We start from the raw sequence: 17,485 nt of genomic DNA on the forward strand, positions 1-17,485 counted from the left end.
GGGATGATGGCGCAGATCCTGCGCAGGACGGCGGGACGGGACGAGCCGGTCCCCGAACGGCCGGAATTGCATCTCTCCGGGCCGCGCCTGCGCCAGGCCCTGGAAAGCCTGATCGCCGGCAGCGAGGAGCAGGGCGGCGTCGAGCGCTTTGTGGATGCCCTGAAGCTGAAATCGGTTGCGTTCGGGGACGCGTTTGCGGACGGCGCGGCCGGCTTGAAGCCGGCGGTGTTTGCCGAACTGTGCGCCCTCATGCCGTCCGTGCGCCGCCGGATCGGGCCCTATCGCGACCGAAAGGGCTTTGCGACCCTCTGCACGGCGATCGGGGCGCTGCTCGACGGCATGGCCGACACCGCGACGGTCGACAGCCGGCTGGCGGCCTTCGAGTCCGCCTTTCCGCGCGACCGGGAGCATCGCTGGGTGCGGGATCTGGCGGCCGAACTGCTGCACAACCTCGACCCGGAGCGCTATCCGCCGATGCAGCGCTGGGTCTGGGACGCGAAAGCCAATACCGGCGTGCTGCGCGAGATCTGGTGGGGCGACGATGTCGACCACATCATGATCGACGTGCCGGACAATTACGCCACCTTCCTCATGCTGCGCGAAGAGCTGTCGCAATTCCTGACGGAAAACGGCGTCTTCCGGGACATTCTCCAATATGTCGATCTGCTCCTCGCCCATGTCTACGCCGGCTATATCGGCGAGCAGGGCGGGCAGTATCTGCGCACCGATTTCGCGACGCCGGAGGACCCGATGCTGCACACCCGCCGTATGCTCGGCCTGGACGGCGTCGGTGCAAGAGGCCGAACGAAGGCGGGGGCGATCGAGGGCGAAGCGCGCCGCCTCAGCGATCCCGGGCTGCTGAACTAGGAGTTTGGTCAAAGTGAATAATGAACTTAAAAAATTCTTATATGCATCAAATAGAACGGGACGGAACCCGTTAGGAATTATTGCGCTCTTTTTGATATTGATTTACGGACTAGCGTCTTTAGTGACCGCGTTTTTGGCTGATCTTACCTTGATTGAAAGGCTGCCGCTAATTTACTTTCTGATCATTTTTCCGCTTTTTATACTGTTCGCATTTTTATGGTTGGTTAGTAAGCACAGCGACAAACTCTATGGTCCGAGAGATTTCCGAGATGAGGAAAATTATGTGCGAATTCAAATTGCTGCAAATCTAGGTGCAGCAAAAGGTAAAACCCAAGACAGTATTAGCGAGGCGGATATAAAAAGATTAGTTGAGTTGGCGGTGGAATCTGATTCAAAGAGAGCCAAAAAGCTTGACGGTTGGCGGAGGCAAATCCTTTGGGTAGACGACCGACCGCATAACAACATTTATGAAAGAAAAGCGTTGGAGGCTTTGGGACTTCGTTTCACGTTATCTGAGTCAACAAATGAGGCTATAAATAAATTGAATAACAATAAATTTGCAGCAATTATCTCGGATATGGGGCGTCGTGAAGGACCGAGAGAAGGTTATGTGTTGTTGGATGGATTGCGTAAAGAAGGAAATCGCACGCCCTTTTTCATCTATGCTTCTTCAAATGCCCCTGAACACAAAGAAGAAACCAGATCCCACGGTGGGGACGGGTGTACCAATGATCCACAGGAGCTATTCGAAATGGTAACTCGAGCTGTAATCGAAAGACAGGACACATAGTATTTCGCGACCATGTGTACTATCGAAAACACACGTTAGTTCGGACACCCAATGCCAATCCACGAACAGTCGCTGATCCGCCCGGAGAACATCAAGACACACGACAAGCTGGTGCTCGACGGCGTCGACGTGTCGGGCCACTGGTCGACCTTCATCGAGCCCCGGGTCGTCACCGACTACAACGAGGCGCTGGAGGACGAGATCGCGGCGCTGCCCGGCGGAGAGTTCATCCATCGCTGCTGGCAATGCGGCTCCTGCACCAACTCCTGTACGGTCAACGCCGTCAACCCGGACTTCAACCCGCGCTACTGGATCTACCTGATCCGTATGGGCATGGAATCCGAGCTGCTGCGCGACCGGGACATCATCTGGCAGTGCGTCTCGTGCAACAAGTGCACCTACGCCTGCCCGCGCGACGTCGAGCCCGAAGGCGTGATGAAGGCGACCGCGCACTGGCTGGAGAAGAAAGGCCATACGCCGAAATCGCCCTCGATCATTTTCGACGAGATTTTCGCCGAACAGGTGATCGCGCGCGGCAAGATCGAGGAATCGTCCATCATCCGGACGTTCCTCAAGCGCACCGGCCAGCCGCTGATGCAGGACTGGCTGATCGCGATGGCGCGTGGCCTGTTGATGAAGCTGCCCATCGGCCTGATGCGGCGCATGGGCCTCGCCATGCTGTTCCGGCCGCGCACCGCCGGCTGGTCGAAGGCGCGGGCGGCGCTGGAAGAGTATGTCGAGGAATGCGAACGCGAACAGCGCCGGGCGCTCGGCCTGGGCGACGGGAAGCCGGAATGAGCGAAGACCGCAAATACGACCGCGTCGCCTACTATCCCGGCTGTGCGCTGGAAGGCACCGGCCATGCCTACAACCGCTCGACCAAGGCGGTCGGCAAGGCGCTCGGCCTCAAGCTGGACGAGGTGAAGAACTGGAACTGCTGCGGGGCGATGGAGGTCAAGAATATCGACCCGAAGATCCAGACCTACCTGTCGTCCCGGGTCATGTCGATCGCGGCAAACGAGATGGGCCACGACGTCGTCATGGCGCCGTGCAACGGCTGCTACCACAATCTCAAGAAGGCCGAATACGATCTGGAGCACGATGAGGCGTCGAAGGATGTCGTCGATCGCCTGTCGACCAAAGCCGGCCACGAAACCTACGAGGCCGGGCAGGTCGAGACCATCCATGCCCTCGACTGGATCAAGGACGGGATCGGCGAGGACGGCCTGAAAGCCAGGGTCAAAAACAGCCTGCAAGGCGTTAAAATTGCGAATTATTACGGCTGCATGTACACGCGGCCGCGCCACATCTTTCCGGAGAAGGACAAGGGGCCGGGCTCGGATTCGACCTCCGAACCGCACTTCATGGACGACCTGCTGGCGGCGGCCGGCGCCGAGAATGTCGATTTCCCGCTCAAGACGGCCTGCTGCGGCGGCGCCCACACGCTCTCGGACAGCGACATCTCGACCAAGCTGGTGCTGAACATCCTCGAAGCCGCCGAAGCCGCGGGCGCCGACGTGATCGCCACGGAATGCCCGACCTGCCATTCCGGGCTCGAAATGCACCAGATCCGGGCCGAAAAGCGGCTCGGCCGGAAAACGACGGTGAAAATCCTCTATTTCACCCAGCTGCTCGGCGTCGCGCTGGGCCTCAGTCCGCGCAAGGTCGGCGTGCACGAGAATGTCTCCGACTCGCGCGGTTTCCTCAAGGAAAAGGGCCTGGCATGATGCCGTTCGCCGACATCGAGGCGGCGCTCGACGGCTTCGATCCCGCTGCCGCGGAGCCGGCCGGCCGGTTGCTCGGCCTGGCCGAGGCTGTCCTCGATAACTGGGCCGAAGCGCGCGGCGAAACCCCGACCGTCGAAGAGCGCGAGGGCTTCCGCCTGCTCGCCCTGCACCGCCAGGGTGCGCGCGGCGAGCCCAGCTTCAACGCCTGCCGCGAGACCTGCCGCGAGATCGCCTTCCACGCCAACCTGCTGCGCCTGGAGCCGGATCATGCCGAATCCGCCCGCCGCGCCGCGATGATGGCGATGCTGGTGCGCCATCTGCTGCTGTTCGTTTCGGGCAAGATGCAGGTTGCGGGGCTGGGTGAATTTTGCTGTTCATCGCGCACGCTGCGCGCACTCGACCGGGATTCCGCCGCAGCGCCCGACCATCGGCCCGAACGACAGAGGGTTGCCTGAGCCATGCCGACAGTCCGCGGATGCCATCTGCCCGACGACCTGCTCTACGACGTGCCGAACCATATCTGGTTCACCGAAACCGGCGACGGCAACCTGCGTCTCGGCATGACCAGCGTGGCGACGGCAATGGCCGGCAACCTGGTCGCCTTCACGCCGAAGAAGGTCGGGCGTTCGGTCAAGGCGGGCCGGTCCTGCGCCACCGTCGAATCCGGCAAATGGGTCGGCCCGGCCAAGTCGGCGGCCGGCGGCGAGGTCGTCGAGGTCAACGAGGCGCTGGTCGAGGAGCCCAGCCTGGCGAACCAGGATCCGTACAGCGCCTGGATGGTCGTGCTCCGGCCCGATGACTGGGAGGGCGTGAAGCCGACCCTGACGCCGGGTGCCGACGTCGCAGCGCCCTACGAGGCCAAGATGGACGAGGACGGCTTCGCCGGCTGCGAGTGAGGCGCCGCCTTACGGCCGCGAGACGCCCGCCAGCGGCCGGGTCGACAGGCAGCCGGCCAGGATATCGAGCCGGTTGACATCGAATTCGCGCCACAGGCCGGGCAGCGCCGGGGCGTCGCCGTCGCCAGCGTCGTGCCAGGCGTGCAGGAACGGATCGAGCCAGGGCCGCAGTTCGCCGGTGCGCAGGTCACCCGGCGTCCAGCCGGCCAGCCCCGCCGCCTTCATGAAGGCCGCTTCGTCCGCCGCGTCGGCCGCCAGTTCCAGCAGACGGTTCAGCCGCTCCACGTCCTCGCGCAACAAAGCCGCCCGGAAATAGCTCGGGTCTCCGGCCAGTTCCGCCGTTACGGCGTCGATCACGGCTTGTCTGCTCATGGCGATCCGGGTGCTTCGGCCGGAGCGGCAATATTCCGGCGCGTCCGGAAGACGGGCTGCGGCCTGCCTTCCGGCAGTTGGGAGTGCCAGTCCGCCTCAATCGGCCGACCTATTCCTCGAATAACCTTGCAATTCTGCCATCCGATGGCGGATTTGCAAGGCAGAGGAACCGCCCATGCCCGAATCCCTTCCCGCCCATGCGCCGGTCGTCGTTATCGGCGGCGGCATCATGGGCTGCTCGACGCTGTACCATCTGGCGCAGATGGGCGTTGGCGACGCCATCCTGCTGGAGCGCAACCGGCTGACATCGGGCACGACCTGGCATTCCGCGGCCCAGGTGCGGGCGTTGCGCCAGTCGCGCAACCTCACCCGGCTGATCCAATACTCGGTGGACCTCTATTCCCGGCTCGAAGCGGAAACCGGCCAGAGCGTCGGCTGGATTCAGGAAGGCTCCCTGTCGATCGCCACGACGCCGGACCGGCTGACCCACATCCGGCGCCAGGCCGCGCTCGCCCGGGCCTACGGCATCGCGGCGCACGAGATCGGCGCCGGGGAGGCCAAGGAGCGCTGGCCGCTGATGAATTCGGACGACGTGCTCGGCGCTGTCTGGTCGCCGGAGGACGGAAGGGTCAGCCCGTCGGACGTCTGCGCCGCCCTCGGCAAAGCCGCGCGCGGCCTCGGCGCCCGCTTCTTCGAGAATTGCGGCGTGACGGGCATCCTGACCGAAAACCGCCGCATCCGCGGCGTCGAGACGGCACGCGGCACGGTCATGTGCGACGCCGTGGCGATTTGCGCCGGCCTGTGGTCGCGCGAGGTCGGCGCGATGGCCAGCGCGCGGGTGCCGCTGCTCGCCTGCGAACATTTCTACCTGCTGACCCGACCGATCGCCGGCATCGCCGGCAACCTGCCGACCCTGTCGGACCACGACCGCCATCTCTACATCCGCGACGACAGCGGCGGCCTGCTGGTCGGCTGTTTCGAGCCGATGGGCAAGCCGATCCCTCCCGGCACGCTGGACGAAACCTTCGAATTCCGCCTCCTGCCCGAGGACTGGGACCATTTCGAGCCGATGATGGAACACGCGCTGCACCGGCTGCCGGCGCTCGAGACGACAGAGGTCCGGATGCTGCTCAACGGCCCGGAAAGTTTCACGCCGGACGGCATGTTCATGCTCGGCGAGACCGCGGAAACGCGCGGTCTGTTCCTCGGCTGCGGCATGAACTCGGTCGGCATCGCCTGCGGCGGCGGCGCGGGCATGAACCTCGCCCACGCCATCGTCTACGGCCACACCGCATACGATCTGTCGGAGGCCGAGCCGAACCGCTTTGCGCCGCAGTTCGACAGTGTCGAGCATCTGATGACCCGCGCGCCGGAAGTGCTCGGCCGGCATTACGAGATCGCCTATCCGGGCCTTCAGCCGGCGACGGCGCGCGGCCAGCGGCGCCTGCCGCTCGATGCCGAACACCGCGCCGCCGGTGCGCAGACGGGCCAGGTCTACGGCTGGGAGCGGCCGCTCTGGTTCGGCGGTCCGGCCGAACCGGAGCCCACCTTCGGCAAGCCGGACTGGTTCGACACCGTGAAGGGCGAGGTCATGGCCGCGCATCGCGCCGCCGCGGTCTTCGACGGCTCGCCCTTCGGCAAGATCGAGATCAAGGGACCGGATGCCGAAGCCTTCCTGCAGCATGTCTGCGCCAACGACATGGACCGGCCGCCCGGCAGCGCCGTCTACACGCCGGTTCTGAACGAACGCGGCACCTACGAATCCGACATCACCGCCCAGCGCCTTTCCGGGGACCGCTACCGCCTGTTTACCGGCGCGGCGGCGATCCGGCGGGACATGGCCTGGCTGCGCCGCCATGCCGGGAACTTCGACGTGAGGCTCGCCGACGTGACGGAACGCATCGCCGTGCTCGGCCTGATGGGTCCGGACTCCGCGCGGATCGCCGCCGAACTCGGCGCCGGTGTCTTGAATGGCCTCGGTTATTTCCGTACCGCTTCGGCGCGGATTGCCGGCCATCCGGTGCGCGCCGCGCGGCTGTCCTACGTCGGCGAGGCGGGCTGGGAGCTGACCTGCCGGGCCGGGGATGCCTCCGAAGTGTACGCAGCCCTGACCGGGGCCGGGGCGGTCCCGGCCGGCCTTCATGCCCAGACGTCGATGCGGATCGAGAAGGGCTTTGCGGCGATGGGCCATGAACTCGATGGCGACATCGGGCCGGTCGAAGCGGGGCTGGACCGGTTCTGCTCGCGGACGAAGCCGTATCTCGGCAGCGAAGCGGTCGCCGAGCGCCGCAAGACCGGCCGGCGCACGCTGGCGACCCTCCTGTTCGACGATCCGGAGGCCGTTCCCCTTGGCCACGAACCGGTCTACAGCGAGGGCAAAATCGTCGGCCGCACGACCTCGGCGGCGTTCGGCTACCGGATCGGCCGGCCGGTCGCCCTGGCCCATGTCGAGGCCGGCGGCATCGATGGCCGGCGCGTCGAAGTCGACATCGCCGGCGCCCGCCACGCCGCCCGGATGCAACTCGCCCCGGCCTTCGATCATGCGGGGGACCGGATGCGGCGTCGGAGCGGATAGGGGCAACTGCAGGAAGCGACCCGGTTCAAGTTCCCGTCCCCCCGACTCCCCTAAGGGATTCCTCTGCGAAAGGCGGCGCGCGTCCGCGGTGCTATCCCTCCCCCTCTTCAGAGGGGGAGGCCAGGTGGGGGTGCAGCAGCGCCGGGCACGCACCGCCGGGCGGCTGTTCCGGCTTGAACGGCACGGCACCCCCATCGACCTCGCGGCGCTCGGCCACTTCCCCCTCTGAAGAGGGGGAAGGACAAGTGTGCGGCGCCCTGGCTCATTTCGCCGGGGAATCCAAAGGGGAGGATTCCTCTGCGAAAGGGTGTGCCGGACGGGCCGGACGCCGGAAATCGGCCGGATTTTGAATAAATGTTCAAAATTAGCTTTCCTAAGTCTTTGAAATCGCTCTGTTTTTGGAATTGGACAGACCGTTCTAAATAAAATGTTTTTTTGCATCCGGCAGCCCTAACCCTTTGGAATCGTTGGAAACACGCCGTCCGGAAGTGCGCAAAAACAATCCCGGTAGGAAAATTTCCAGCCTCCCGGGCGGGCGGGAGCGCCGGTCGACACCGGAGGCGGCACCGCCGGGCAGGATCGGGGCCAAAATCAGGGACAGCACGGCCCGGCGGAATCGGAGGGTCGAACCGGACGGGTCCGGCCGTCAAGCCCGATGGCGCACAGGGCGGCGCACAGGGTAGCGCATTGGATGGCGGATCGGATGGCCGATCGGCGGCGGCGGGCCGGAAAGCGGGCAGGTTCCCGCCTGTTTCTTCGTTCGCTTCTTTTTTTGAGAGGGCGTCGGCCGGCCGCAGCGGGCGCACTTCGGGCGTTGACGGGGCCGATATAGGGCGTTGGATCCACCGTGTCAAGGAAAATTATCGAAAAAAAGGAAATATTGTTGAAAGACCAGCCCGGCTCACGGCTTTTCGCAGGAGAATCCCAAGGGGAGGGGGAATACCTCGCAATATCCTTCGCCGGATTGCCCGCGCTCGACAGTTCCGGCGCCCGGTGGCAAGGTCGCGCCGCATTCCAGGAGACGGGAACACCACCGTGCGCATCGGCGTTTTCGACCATCTCGACCGGGGCGCCGGGGCGCTGCCGGATTTCTACGAGGACCGGCTGCGGCTGCTCGAACTGTACGACCGCGCCGGCCTTCACGCCTACCACCTGGCCGAGCATCACGGCACGCCGCTCGGCATGGCGCCGTCGCCGGGCGTGTTCCTTGCCGCCGCCGCCCAGCGCACGACGCGCCTGCGCCTGGCGCCGACGGTCTATTGCCTGCCGCTCTATCCCCCGCTGCGCCTGATCGAAGAGATCTGCATGCTCGACCAGATGAGCCGCGGCCGGCTCGATCTCGGCGTCGGGCGCGGCATCTCGCCGATCGAGGTCGCCTTCTTCGGTCTCGATCCGGCCGAAACGCCGGCGATGTACCGGGAGGCGCTCGATTTCGTCCTCAAGGGGCTGGCCGACGCCTCGGCGGGCCGCGATTTCAGCTTCGCGGGCGACTGGTACCGGACCGCCGGCATGCCGATGGTGCTGGCGCCGTTCCAGAAGCCGCATCCGCCGCTCTGGTATGGCCTGAGCCGGGCGGATTCCGTGGCCTGGCCCGCCGCCAACCGGGTCAACATCGTCAGCAACCAGCCGCCGCCGATGACCCGGGAAATCACCGACGCCTACCGCGCCGCGTGGCGCGGGGCCGGGCGACCGGAAGCGGACCTGCCTGCGCTGGGCGTCAGTTTCCATCTGGTCATCGCGGAGACCGAGCGGGCGGCGCTGGAGACGGCGCGACGCGGCTACCGGGAGTGGCGCGACAGCTTCTACATGCTGTGGGATCGCGCCGGCACCAGGCCGATCGGCGTCGCCTTCCCGGACGAATTCGACGACCTGATGGAGACCGGCGTCGCCATCGCCGGCACCCCGGCCCAGGCGCGCGCAAAAATGGCGACGCTGGCCGCCGGTTCCGGCGTCAACTACCTGGTCTGCCGCATGGCCTTCGGCGACCTGAGCTACGAGGAAGCGGCCCGGACTGTGGACCTGCTGACGCGGGAGGTTTTGCCGGCGCTGAAGGCGGCGTAATCAGCTGAATCGCCGCTTTCTCAAACGCCTCTAACTGCTTGAAGTAAATGGTACGCCCAGCTGGATTCGAACCAGCGACCTACTGATTAAAAGTCAGTTGCTCTACCAACTGAGCTATGGGCGCCCATAGGCGGCGGGGCAGGAGGCTGTTGCCCGGTCCGGCAGCCGTGCGGCGCCTCGGATTCGGCCCCGTCTCGGCGGGGCGGAAGATAGGGACGGCCCGGTGGGGCGTCAAGCGAAGCGGGTCCGACGAGGCGGCGGTGAACGGGCGTGTAGAGGAGGGTTTGAAACCCTCCCCTACGGAACGCCGGGAAGCGGGACGCGGGTGCGGGTCATGCAACGGCCCGGCGCTATCGCGGCCTGACTTCGCGGCTTGACACCGCGGCGGCGGCGGGTCACGAGATTCCCGCCCGTCCGACCGATCCTCCGGAGCCGCCATGACCGGCTATATCAACCTGCCCGATTACCAGACCGCGCTGGCCGAAGGCGTCCGCCTGCCGGCGCCGGAGTTCTACAATTTCGGCTTCGACCTGATCGACCGCCGGGCCGCGGAGCGGGACAAGACCGCCTTCGTCTACGCCGACGCCAACACCGGCGAGCAAGCGATCTGGCGCTTTTCCGACCTCTCGGCGGCCTCCAACCGCTTCGCCAACATGCTGCGTGGCATCGGCGCGGCCAAGGGCGATTTCGCCTTCATGATGATCCCGCGGATCCCGGCCTGGTACGAGGCCATGATCGGCTGCATCAAGCTCGGCGTGATCGCCATGCCGGGCACCAACCTGCTGCAACCCAAGGACATCGAATACCGCATCAACAAGAGCCGCGCGCGCTTCGCCATCGTTACCGCCGACCATATCGCGAAGATCGAGGCGGTGCGCGGCAAGTGCCCGACGCTGGAGCGGGTCATCGTGATCGGCGCGCCGCACGCAGATTGGGTGCATTGCGAGGCCGCCTGCGCGGCGGCAAGCGACAAGCTGGACCGCGCCGACGTCGCACCGACGCGCCTCGACGAGACCATGCTGGCCTATTTCACCTCCGGCACCACGGCTTTCCCGAAGCTGGTGCCGCGCAGCCACGAATACGCCATCGCCCACACGCTGACCGCCCGCTACTGGCACGACCTGCGCGAGGACGATCTGCACTGGACGATGAGCGACACCGGCTGGGCCAAGGCGGCCTGGGGCAAGCTGTTCGGCCAGTGGCAGCTCGGCGCGGCCGTGATGCTCTACAATCCGGGCCCGGGCTTCGACGCCGACGCCCATCTGCGGCTGTTCGCCGAGCACGGCATCACGACGCTGTGCGCGCCGCCGACCGTCTTCCGCGCCTTCATGCAGGTCGACCTGTCGGCCTACGACCTGTCGTCGATCCGCCACACGGTGAGCGCCGGCGAGCCGCTCAACCCCGAGGCGCTGCGCGCCTGGAAGGACGCCACCGGCACCGTGCCCCACGACGGCTACGGCCAGACCGAGACCGTCAACCTGGCCGCCAACGTGCCCGGTCTCGAGGTGCGGCCCGGCTCCATGGGCAAGCCGGTGCCGGGCATGGACCTTGATATCGTCGACGACAGCGGCAACCGGCTGCCGGACGGCGAGGTCGGCCACATCGCTGTGCGGACCGACGGCGAAACCTGGCCGCCCGGCCTGTTCCACGGCTATTACGAGGACGACGCGGCCAACGCGAAATGCTTCCGCCACGGCTGGTATTACACCGGCGATACCGCGACGCGGGACGCCGACGGCTATATCTGGTTCGTCGGCCGGGCCGACGACCTGATCTCCTCGGCCGGCTACCGGATCAGCCCGTTCGAGGTCGAAAGCGCTCTCATCGAGCACGCGGCGGTTGCCGAATCGGCGGTTGTTGGCAAGAAGGACGACCTGCGCGGCGAGATCGTCAAGGCCTATGTCGTGCTCGCCGAAGGCTTCGAGGCCGGCGAGGAAATGGCCGGAACCTTGCAGGATTTCGTCAAGGCCACGACCGCGCCCTACAAGTATCCCCGCGAGATCGCCTTCGTCGAGGAGCTGCCGAAGACCATCTCCGGCAAGATCCGCCGCGTCGAGCTGCGCGAACGGGCGAATGCGGAGTAGGGGAGCCGGCTCAGGCGACCGCGTCGAGCCGCTTCACGCTCTGCCTGATGGCCTTGCCGGAGTCCCGTTCGGCGACTTCCAGTTCGTAGTGGGACTGGAGATTGAGCCAGAAGGCGGCGGAAACGCCGAACGCCTGTTCCAGCCGCAGGGCGGTATCCGCGGTTATGCCGCGGCGGCCGCGCACGATGTCGCTGATCCGGTTCTGCGGAATGCCGAGCCGCTTCGCGAGGCCATTGGCGCTCAGCCCGTAAGGCGCCATGAAGTCTTCACACAGGGTCACGCCGGGATGAATGGGTCCGATCATCGACTTCATCTAGCACGTTAACTGGTCTGCACCAGGCCGTCGTCTGGACAGGCCCATGCCGCGTCGCTACACCATCGCACCCGCGATCGGGTACCGGGAGGGATCGACGAATGGCAGACACGGCGACCGGCATCTTGCCGATTCGGAGCTTCGCAGCCGCGTGAGCGACGGCGACTACCGCCTTGAGGAGCAGGTCGGTTTCCTGCTGCGCCGGGCGCAGCAGCGGGCGACCGCGATCTTCACCGCGCGCTTCGCCGGATACGGGCTGACGCCGACGCAGTTCGCCGCGCTGGCGAAGATCGCCGACGAGGGCGAGGTCTCGCAGAACCGGCTCGGCCGGCTGACCGCCATGGACCCGGCGACCATGAAGGGGGTGACCGACCGGCTCTCGGAGCGCGGCCTGATCGCCGGCCGGGCGGACCAGGAGGACCGGCGGCGCACCCAGTGGCGCCTGACGGACCCCGGCGCGGCCCTGCTGGCGGCGGCCTACGGCGACGGTTTCGCGGTCACGGCGGAAATCCTCGACCCGCTGTCGCCGCGCGAACGCACAACATTGTTGCGTTTGCTGGCGAAGATCGTTTGAGGCTTGCGCAGCGGCGGCGGGTTCGATATGATCGGAAAAATTCGTTCGTATACAAACAATTTCAGCCGCCGGTAAGAGCGGCGGATTCGAGCGGACGGGAACGGGGATGTCGGTGTATCTGCGGCCGGACAATCTGGACGACGCGCTGGACGCGCTGGACGCGCTGGACGCGTTGCAGCGCGCGCCGCTGACCGTGCTGGCCGGCGGCACCGACTATTATCCCGGCCGGGTCGGCCGGCCGCTCGACGACGACCTGCTCGACCTGACCGGTATCGCGGCCCTGCGCGGCATCGCCGACGCGGGCGACCGGTGGCGCATCGGCGCGCTCACGACCTGGACGGACCTGATCCGGGCCAGTTTGCCGGCCTGTTTCGACGGCCTCAAGGACGCGGCGCGCGAGGTCGGCGGCGTCCAGATCCAGAATGCCGGGACGATCGCCGGCAATCTGTGCAACGCCTCGCCGGCGGCCGACGGCGCCCCCAACCTGGCGGCGCTGGAGGCCGAGGTCGAACTCTCGGCCGCCGCCGGCGTACGGCGGCTGCCGGTGACGGAATTCCTGACCGGCAACCGGACGACGGCGCTGGGGCCGGGCGAAATCGTCACCGCCGTACTCGTGCCCAAACTGCCGGCTGCCGCAGCCAGCGTCTTCCTGAAGCTCGGCGCGCGGCGCTATCTCGTCATTTCCATCGTCATGATCGGCATCGTCCTGGTGCCGGACGGCGGTATGGTCGGCGATGTCCGGATTGCGGTCGGCGCCTGCTCGCCGGTGACGCGGCGGCTGCCGGCGCTGGAGGCCGTTCTCGAGGGCCGCCCGCTAGACGGCAGGCTGGGCGAAGTGGTTTCCGCCGAAGCGGTCGAAACGGTCCTGTCGCCGATCGACGACGTGCGCGGCTCGGCCGGATACCGGCTCGACGCCACCGTGACCATGCTGCGCCGCGGCCTGTCGGACATGGGCCGGCGGATGGGAGAGGCGGCATGAACATTGCCGCAGCTTCGACGACGCTGACCGTCAACGGCGAACAGACGGCCCTGCGCAGCCCGCCGGCGACCCGGCTCGCGGACGCCCTGCGCAGCGAACTCGGCCTGACCGGCACCAAGGTCGGCTGCGACGCCGGCGACTGCGGCGCCTGCACCGTGCTGCTGGACGGCGAACAGGTCTGTTCCTGCATGGTGGCGGTCGCCCAGGCCGCCGGGCGCGACGTGACGACCGTCGAAGGGCTGGCGCGGGACGGCGCGCTGTCCGATCTCCAGGCGGCCTTCCTGCGCCACGGCGCGGCCCAGTGCGGCATCTGCACGCCGGGCATGCTGATGGCGGCGCGCGACCTGCTCGACCGCAACCCGGCGCCGAGCGAACAGGAAGCCGCCGACGCGCTGGGCGGCGTGCTGTGCCGCTGCACCGGCTATCGCAAGATCGTCGAGGCCGTGCTGGACGTTGCCGGATCGCAGGACTGCGCCCCGCCCGAAATCGTATCCGGGACCGGTGCGGCGGTCGGCGCCCGGATCGAACGGCTGGACGGCGCGCAAAAGCTCACCGGCGACGAGGTGTTCGGCGCGGACTTCGCACCGCCGGATGCGCTCACCCTGCGCGTCCTGCGTTCGCCGATCGCGCGGGGCCGGTTCGAGATCGGCGACTTGGAGGCTTTCCGGGCCGCCCGGCCCGGCATCGCCGCGGTGCTGACCGCTGCCGACATTCCGGGCGACAACGCCTTCGGGGTCTATCCGGTGGGCAAGGACCAGCCCGTGCTGGCCGACGGGACCGTGCGCTACCGGGGCGAGGCCGTGCTTGCCGTGGTCGGCAACGCCGGCGCCGTGGCCGCGTTGCGCGACGAGGATCTGCCGGTCGTCTGGCACGAAGAAGCGCCGGTTACCGGGATCGATGCCGCGCGCGAAGCCGAGGCGGCGCTGGTCCAGGGGCATCGGGACAGCAACGTCCTGGCGCGCGGCCGGGTCGTCAAGGGCGACATCGAACGCGGCTTCACCGACGCGGACTTCGTCGCCGAGGGCACCTGGCGGACCAGCTTCGTCGAACACGCCTATATCGAGCCGGAGGCCGGCTGGGCGCGCCGCACCGGCGACCGGCTCGAAATCCACGTCTCGACCCAGTCGCCCTACATGGACCGGGACGAGACCGCGCTCATCCTCGGCATCGGCGAGGAGCAGGTGCGGATCGTCCCGACCGCCTGCGGCGGCGGCTTCGGCGGCAAGCTGGACATCTCCGTCCAGCCGCTGATCGCGCTGGCTGCCTGGACGCTGGGCGTGCCCGTGCGCTGCACCTACACGCGGCCGGAAAGCATGGCGTCGTCGACCAAGCGCCATCCGGCGGCGATCCGGGCGCGCGCCGGCTGCACGGCGGACGGAACGCTGACGGCCTTCGAGTTCCACGGCGATTTCGATACCGGGGCCTACGCCTCCTGGGGCCCGACGGTCGCCGACCGGGTGCCGGTCCACGCGGCCGGGCCGTACGTCATTCCGCATGTGAAAAACACGAGTTGCGCCTGGCTGACCAACGCGCCGCCGTCCGGCGCCTTCCGCGGCTTCGGCGTGCCCCAGTCGGCGATCGCCAACGAGGCGCTGCTGGACGACCTCGCCGGGCAGTGCGGCCTCGATCCGCTCGCCTTCCGGCTGAAGAACGCGATCCGCAAGGGCGACGAAACCTCGTCCGGCCAGGTGCTGGAGCACAGCGCCGGTCTCGCCGCCTGTTTCGAGGCGTTGCAGGCGGATTGGGACCGGGAGCGGGCGGAAGCGGCGCGGATCGACCGGGCCGGCGGGCCGCTGCGCCGGGGCGTCGGCATCGCCGGCATGTGGTACGGCTGCGGCAACACCTCCATGTCGAACCCGTCGACCATGAAGCTCGGCATTTCGGCCGAAGGGCAGGTCACGCTCTACAATGGCGCGATGGACATGGGGCAGGGGCCGAACACGATCATGCCCCAGATCGCTGCCGACGCGCTCGGCGTGCCGGTCGACCGGATCGCCAACGTCGCCGGCGACACCGACCGGACGGCGGACGCCGGCAAGTCCTCGGCGTCGCGCCAGACCTTCGTGTCCGGCCGGGCGACCCAGATCGCCGGCGAAACCCTGCGGGCGAACATCCTGCGCCTCGCCAATGTCGGCCCGGCGGCGGCAATCGAGATCGGCGACGGCCGGATCGTGCTGCGCGACGGCGACGCCGAGCGGACCCTCGATCTCCGGGCGATGGGACAGGACGCCGAAGGCGACGTGCTCGCGGCCGACGGCACCTTCGATCCGCCGACGAAGCCGCTCGACGCGAACGGCCAGGGCGTGCCCTACGCGACCTACGGCTTCGGCGCGCATCTGGCCGTCATCGATATCGATACCGAGCTCGGCACCATCAAGGTCCGGCGCATCGTGGCGGCCCACGATGTCGGCCGCGCCATCAACCCGACCCTGCTGGAAGGGCAGATCCACGGCGGCGTCGCTCAGGGCCTCGGCCTCGCCCTGATGGAAGAGTTTGTCCCGGGCCGGACGGAAAACCTGCACGACTACCTGATCCCGACATTCGGCGACGTGCCGCCGATCGACACCATCCTGATCGAGGATCCGGAGCCGCTCGGCCCCTACGGCGCCAAAGGGATCGGCGAGCAGGCGCTGATCCCGACCGCGCCGGCGATCTTCAATGCGGTCCACCATGCGACCGGCGTGCGTCTGCGCCATGCGCCGGCGCTGCCGCACCGGGTCCGCGAAGCCCTGCTCGCCGCCCGGGAGGCCGGCCATGCCTGACGGAACCGCTGCCGCCGCGAAGGACAAGTCCGGCATCGTCACCTGCGACGCCTGCCCCGTGCTGTGCCGGATCCGCGAGGGGCGCACCGGCGCCTGTGATCGCTACGGCAATGTGGACGGCGTGCTGACCCGGATGGACCCGTTCGTGGTCACCCAGCGCGCCGGGGCGGACGGCGACCTCGTGCCCTTCCAGGGCCAGGACTGGGACGGTTCGCTGATTCCCAACGCCGAAACCTTCGTCACCGGCATCGGCTCCGGCACGACCTATCCGGACTACAAACCCGCGCCCTTCATCGTCGCCAGCGAGCATGAGGGCGTCGACATGGTGACGGTCGTCTCCGAAGGCATCTTCAGCTACTGCGGCCTCAAGGTGAAAATCGACACCGACCGCTATATCGGCCCCGAAACCGCGCCGGTGCGCGTCGGGGGCGAGCAGGTCGGCCACGTCACCACGGCGGAATACGGCTCCCAGATGCTTTCGCTCGGCGGCGTCCGGCACCTCACCGGCGGCTCGAAGAAGGAGGGCGTCGTCACCTGCGATATGATGCTGCGCCTGTCGAACGGCGAGGCAATCGGCTTCACCATCGACGGCGGCGAAGAGATGACGCTGGAGGCCGGAAAGGCGCCGGTCATCGGTGGCCGCCACGAGGAGCGGATGCGCGTCGGCTGCGGCTCCGCGACCATCGGCATCTTCGCGCAGCAATGGTTCGGCCATGCCGACGAAGTGATCGTCGTCGACGACCATATCACCGGCGTCCTGACCGAGCACCAGGCCGGCCGATTCCTCGACATGAAACCCGCCGGCATCCGGGTGCGCGGCCGCAAATCCACACCCGGGCGCTATTTCCAGGTCGCCGAGCCGGGCAGCGGCTGGGGCGGCACGGACGTGACCGACCCGCTGTCCATCATCGATACGATCAACCCGAAGGTCGCCTGGCCGGGCCAGCGGCTGCTCATGGTCAGCACGACCGGCGAAGACGCCGAATATTTCATCCTCGACGACGAACTCCGGCCACAGCAGGCGCCCATGCCGTCCGAACTCTCGGTCGTGGTCGACCGGATCGGCGAGAATTGCGAACCGGCGCTGGCGACGGTGGCCTTCATGGCCGGAGCCGGCGGCTCGCTGCGCGCCGGGGTGACCGAGAACCCGGTGCGGCTGACCCGCTCGGTGCGCAGCGCGCTGACCCGCGTCACCGCCGGCGGCGCGCCGGTCTATGTCTGGCCGGGCGGCGGTATCACGATCATGGTCGACGTCACGACCATGCCGGAGAACAGCTTCGGCTACGTCCCGACGCCGGCCATCGTCGCGCCGATCGAATTCACCCTGCGGCTCGACGACTATGCCGCCCTGGGCGGCCATATGGACGCCGTGCGGCAGGTCGGGGACATCGTCGATGCCGACCGGCTGCGGGTCGAAAAATGGCACGACCGGGCGCCCTGGCCCGGCGCGCCGCTGAACGGCGTGGCGGCGGACGGATGAGCGGG

General features: G+C 67.4%; 15 protein-coding genes and 1 tRNA gene. 13 read left to right on the forward strand and 3 right to left on the reverse strand.

Annotated elements, in window-relative coordinates; genetic code table 11:
- Positions 1-3: 3 nt before the first annotated feature.
- The 6 genes from OXM58_14760 to OXM58_14785 are packed head-to-tail and all read left to right on the forward strand — an operon-like array spanning position 4 to position 4,280.
- Positions 4-867: a hypothetical protein gene (locus OXM58_14760; protein MDE0149631.1), complete on the forward strand. Its 864-nt coding sequence runs from the start codon at positions 4-6 to the stop codon at positions 865-867.
- A gap of 13 nt (positions 868-880) precedes the next feature.
- Entirely contained in the window at positions 881-1,657 is a 777-nt protein-coding gene (locus tag OXM58_14765) for a response regulator (GenBank protein ID MDE0149632.1), read from the forward strand.
- A gap of 51 nt (positions 1,658-1,708) precedes the next feature.
- Positions 1,709-2,455: a 4Fe-4S dicluster domain-containing protein gene (locus OXM58_14770; GenBank protein MDE0149633.1), complete on the forward strand. Its 747-nt coding sequence runs from the start codon at positions 1,709-1,711 to the stop codon at positions 2,453-2,455.
- Entirely contained in the window at positions 2,452-3,384 is a 933-nt protein-coding gene (locus OXM58_14775) for a CoB--CoM heterodisulfide reductase iron-sulfur subunit B family protein (GenBank protein MDE0149634.1), read from the forward strand. The genes OXM58_14770 and OXM58_14775 overlap by 4 nt, the downstream gene beginning before the upstream one ends.
- Positions 3,381-3,839 (forward strand): hypothetical protein, encoded by a 459-nt coding sequence (locus OXM58_14780; GenBank protein MDE0149635.1) that lies wholly within the window; start codon positions 3,381-3,383, stop codon positions 3,837-3,839. Before OXM58_14775 ends, OXM58_14780 begins: the two co-directional genes overlap by 4 nt.
- Positions 3,840-3,842: 3 nt before the next feature.
- Positions 3,843-4,280, forward strand: a complete 438-nt coding sequence (locus OXM58_14785; GenBank protein ID MDE0149636.1) for a glycine cleavage system protein H — start codon at positions 3,843-3,845, stop codon at positions 4,278-4,280.
- A gap of 9 nt (positions 4,281-4,289) precedes the next feature.
- Here OXM58_14785 and OXM58_14790 read toward each other — a convergent pair whose 3' ends face one another.
- Positions 4,290-4,652, reverse strand: coding sequence for a hypothetical protein (locus OXM58_14790; protein MDE0149637.1), 363 nt, complete (start codon positions 4,650-4,652; stop codon positions 4,290-4,292).
- Between the two features lie 175 nt (positions 4,653-4,827).
- On the opposite strand from OXM58_14790, the gene OXM58_14795 reads away from it, so the two are divergent.
- Both OXM58_14795 and OXM58_14800 read left to right on the forward strand, forming a co-directional pair.
- Positions 4,828-7,227 carry an FAD-dependent oxidoreductase gene (locus tag OXM58_14795; GenBank protein MDE0149638.1) on the forward strand — a complete coding sequence of 800 codons (2,400 nt, stop codon included), beginning with the start codon at positions 4,828-4,830 and terminating at the stop codon, positions 7,225-7,227.
- A 1,035-nt stretch (positions 7,228-8,262) separates the two neighbouring features.
- Positions 8,263-9,288, forward strand: a complete 1,026-nt coding sequence (locus tag OXM58_14800; protein MDE0149639.1) for an LLM class flavin-dependent oxidoreductase — start codon at positions 8,263-8,265, stop codon at positions 9,286-9,288.
- 48 nt (positions 9,289-9,336) lie between these two features.
- Here OXM58_14800 and OXM58_14805 read toward each other — a convergent pair.
- Positions 9,337-9,412, reverse strand: a tRNA-Lys gene (locus tag OXM58_14805).
- A gap of 313 nt (positions 9,413-9,725) precedes the next feature.
- Here OXM58_14805 and OXM58_14810 point away from each other — a divergent pair.
- Entirely contained in the window at positions 9,726-11,372 is a 1,647-nt protein-coding gene (locus tag OXM58_14810; protein ID MDE0149640.1) for an AMP-binding protein, read from the forward strand.
- A 10-nt stretch (positions 11,373-11,382) separates the two neighbouring features.
- Here OXM58_14810 and OXM58_14815 read toward each other — a convergent pair whose 3' ends face one another.
- Positions 11,383-11,676 (reverse strand): HigA family addiction module antitoxin, encoded by a 294-nt coding sequence (locus OXM58_14815; GenBank protein ID MDE0149641.1) that lies wholly within the window; start codon positions 11,674-11,676, stop codon positions 11,383-11,385.
- 55 nt (positions 11,677-11,731) lie between these two features.
- Between OXM58_14815 and OXM58_14820 the strand changes: the two genes are divergently transcribed.
- From OXM58_14820 to OXM58_14835, 4 genes are all read left to right on the forward strand, one after another.
- The gene (locus tag OXM58_14820; GenBank protein MDE0149642.1) at positions 11,732-12,259 is read left to right on the forward strand and encodes a MarR family winged helix-turn-helix transcriptional regulator; all 528 of its coding nucleotides are present in this window, start codon (positions 11,732-11,734) and stop codon (positions 12,257-12,259) included.
- A gap of 106 nt (positions 12,260-12,365) precedes the next feature.
- The gene (locus OXM58_14825) at positions 12,366-13,238 is read left to right on the forward strand and encodes an FAD binding domain-containing protein (GenBank protein ID MDE0149643.1); all 873 of its coding nucleotides are present in this window, start codon (positions 12,366-12,368) and stop codon (positions 13,236-13,238) included.
- Complete coding sequence (locus tag OXM58_14830; GenBank protein ID MDE0149644.1) at positions 13,235-16,000, forward strand: molybdopterin-dependent oxidoreductase; 2,766 nt, start codon at positions 13,235-13,237, stop codon at positions 15,998-16,000. Before OXM58_14825 ends, OXM58_14830 begins: the two co-directional genes overlap by 4 nt.
- The gene (locus OXM58_14835) at positions 15,993-17,480 is read left to right on the forward strand and encodes a 6-hydroxynicotinate reductase (protein ID MDE0149645.1); all 1,488 of its coding nucleotides are present in this window, start codon (positions 15,993-15,995) and stop codon (positions 17,478-17,480) included. Before OXM58_14830 ends, OXM58_14835 begins: the two co-directional genes overlap by 8 nt.
- Positions 17,481-17,485 lie beyond the last annotated feature (5 nt).

The organism is Rhodospirillaceae bacterium (assembly GCA_028819475.1).
In the GTDB taxonomy this organism is placed as follows: domain Bacteria; phylum Pseudomonadota; class Alphaproteobacteria; order Bin65; family Bin65; genus Bin65.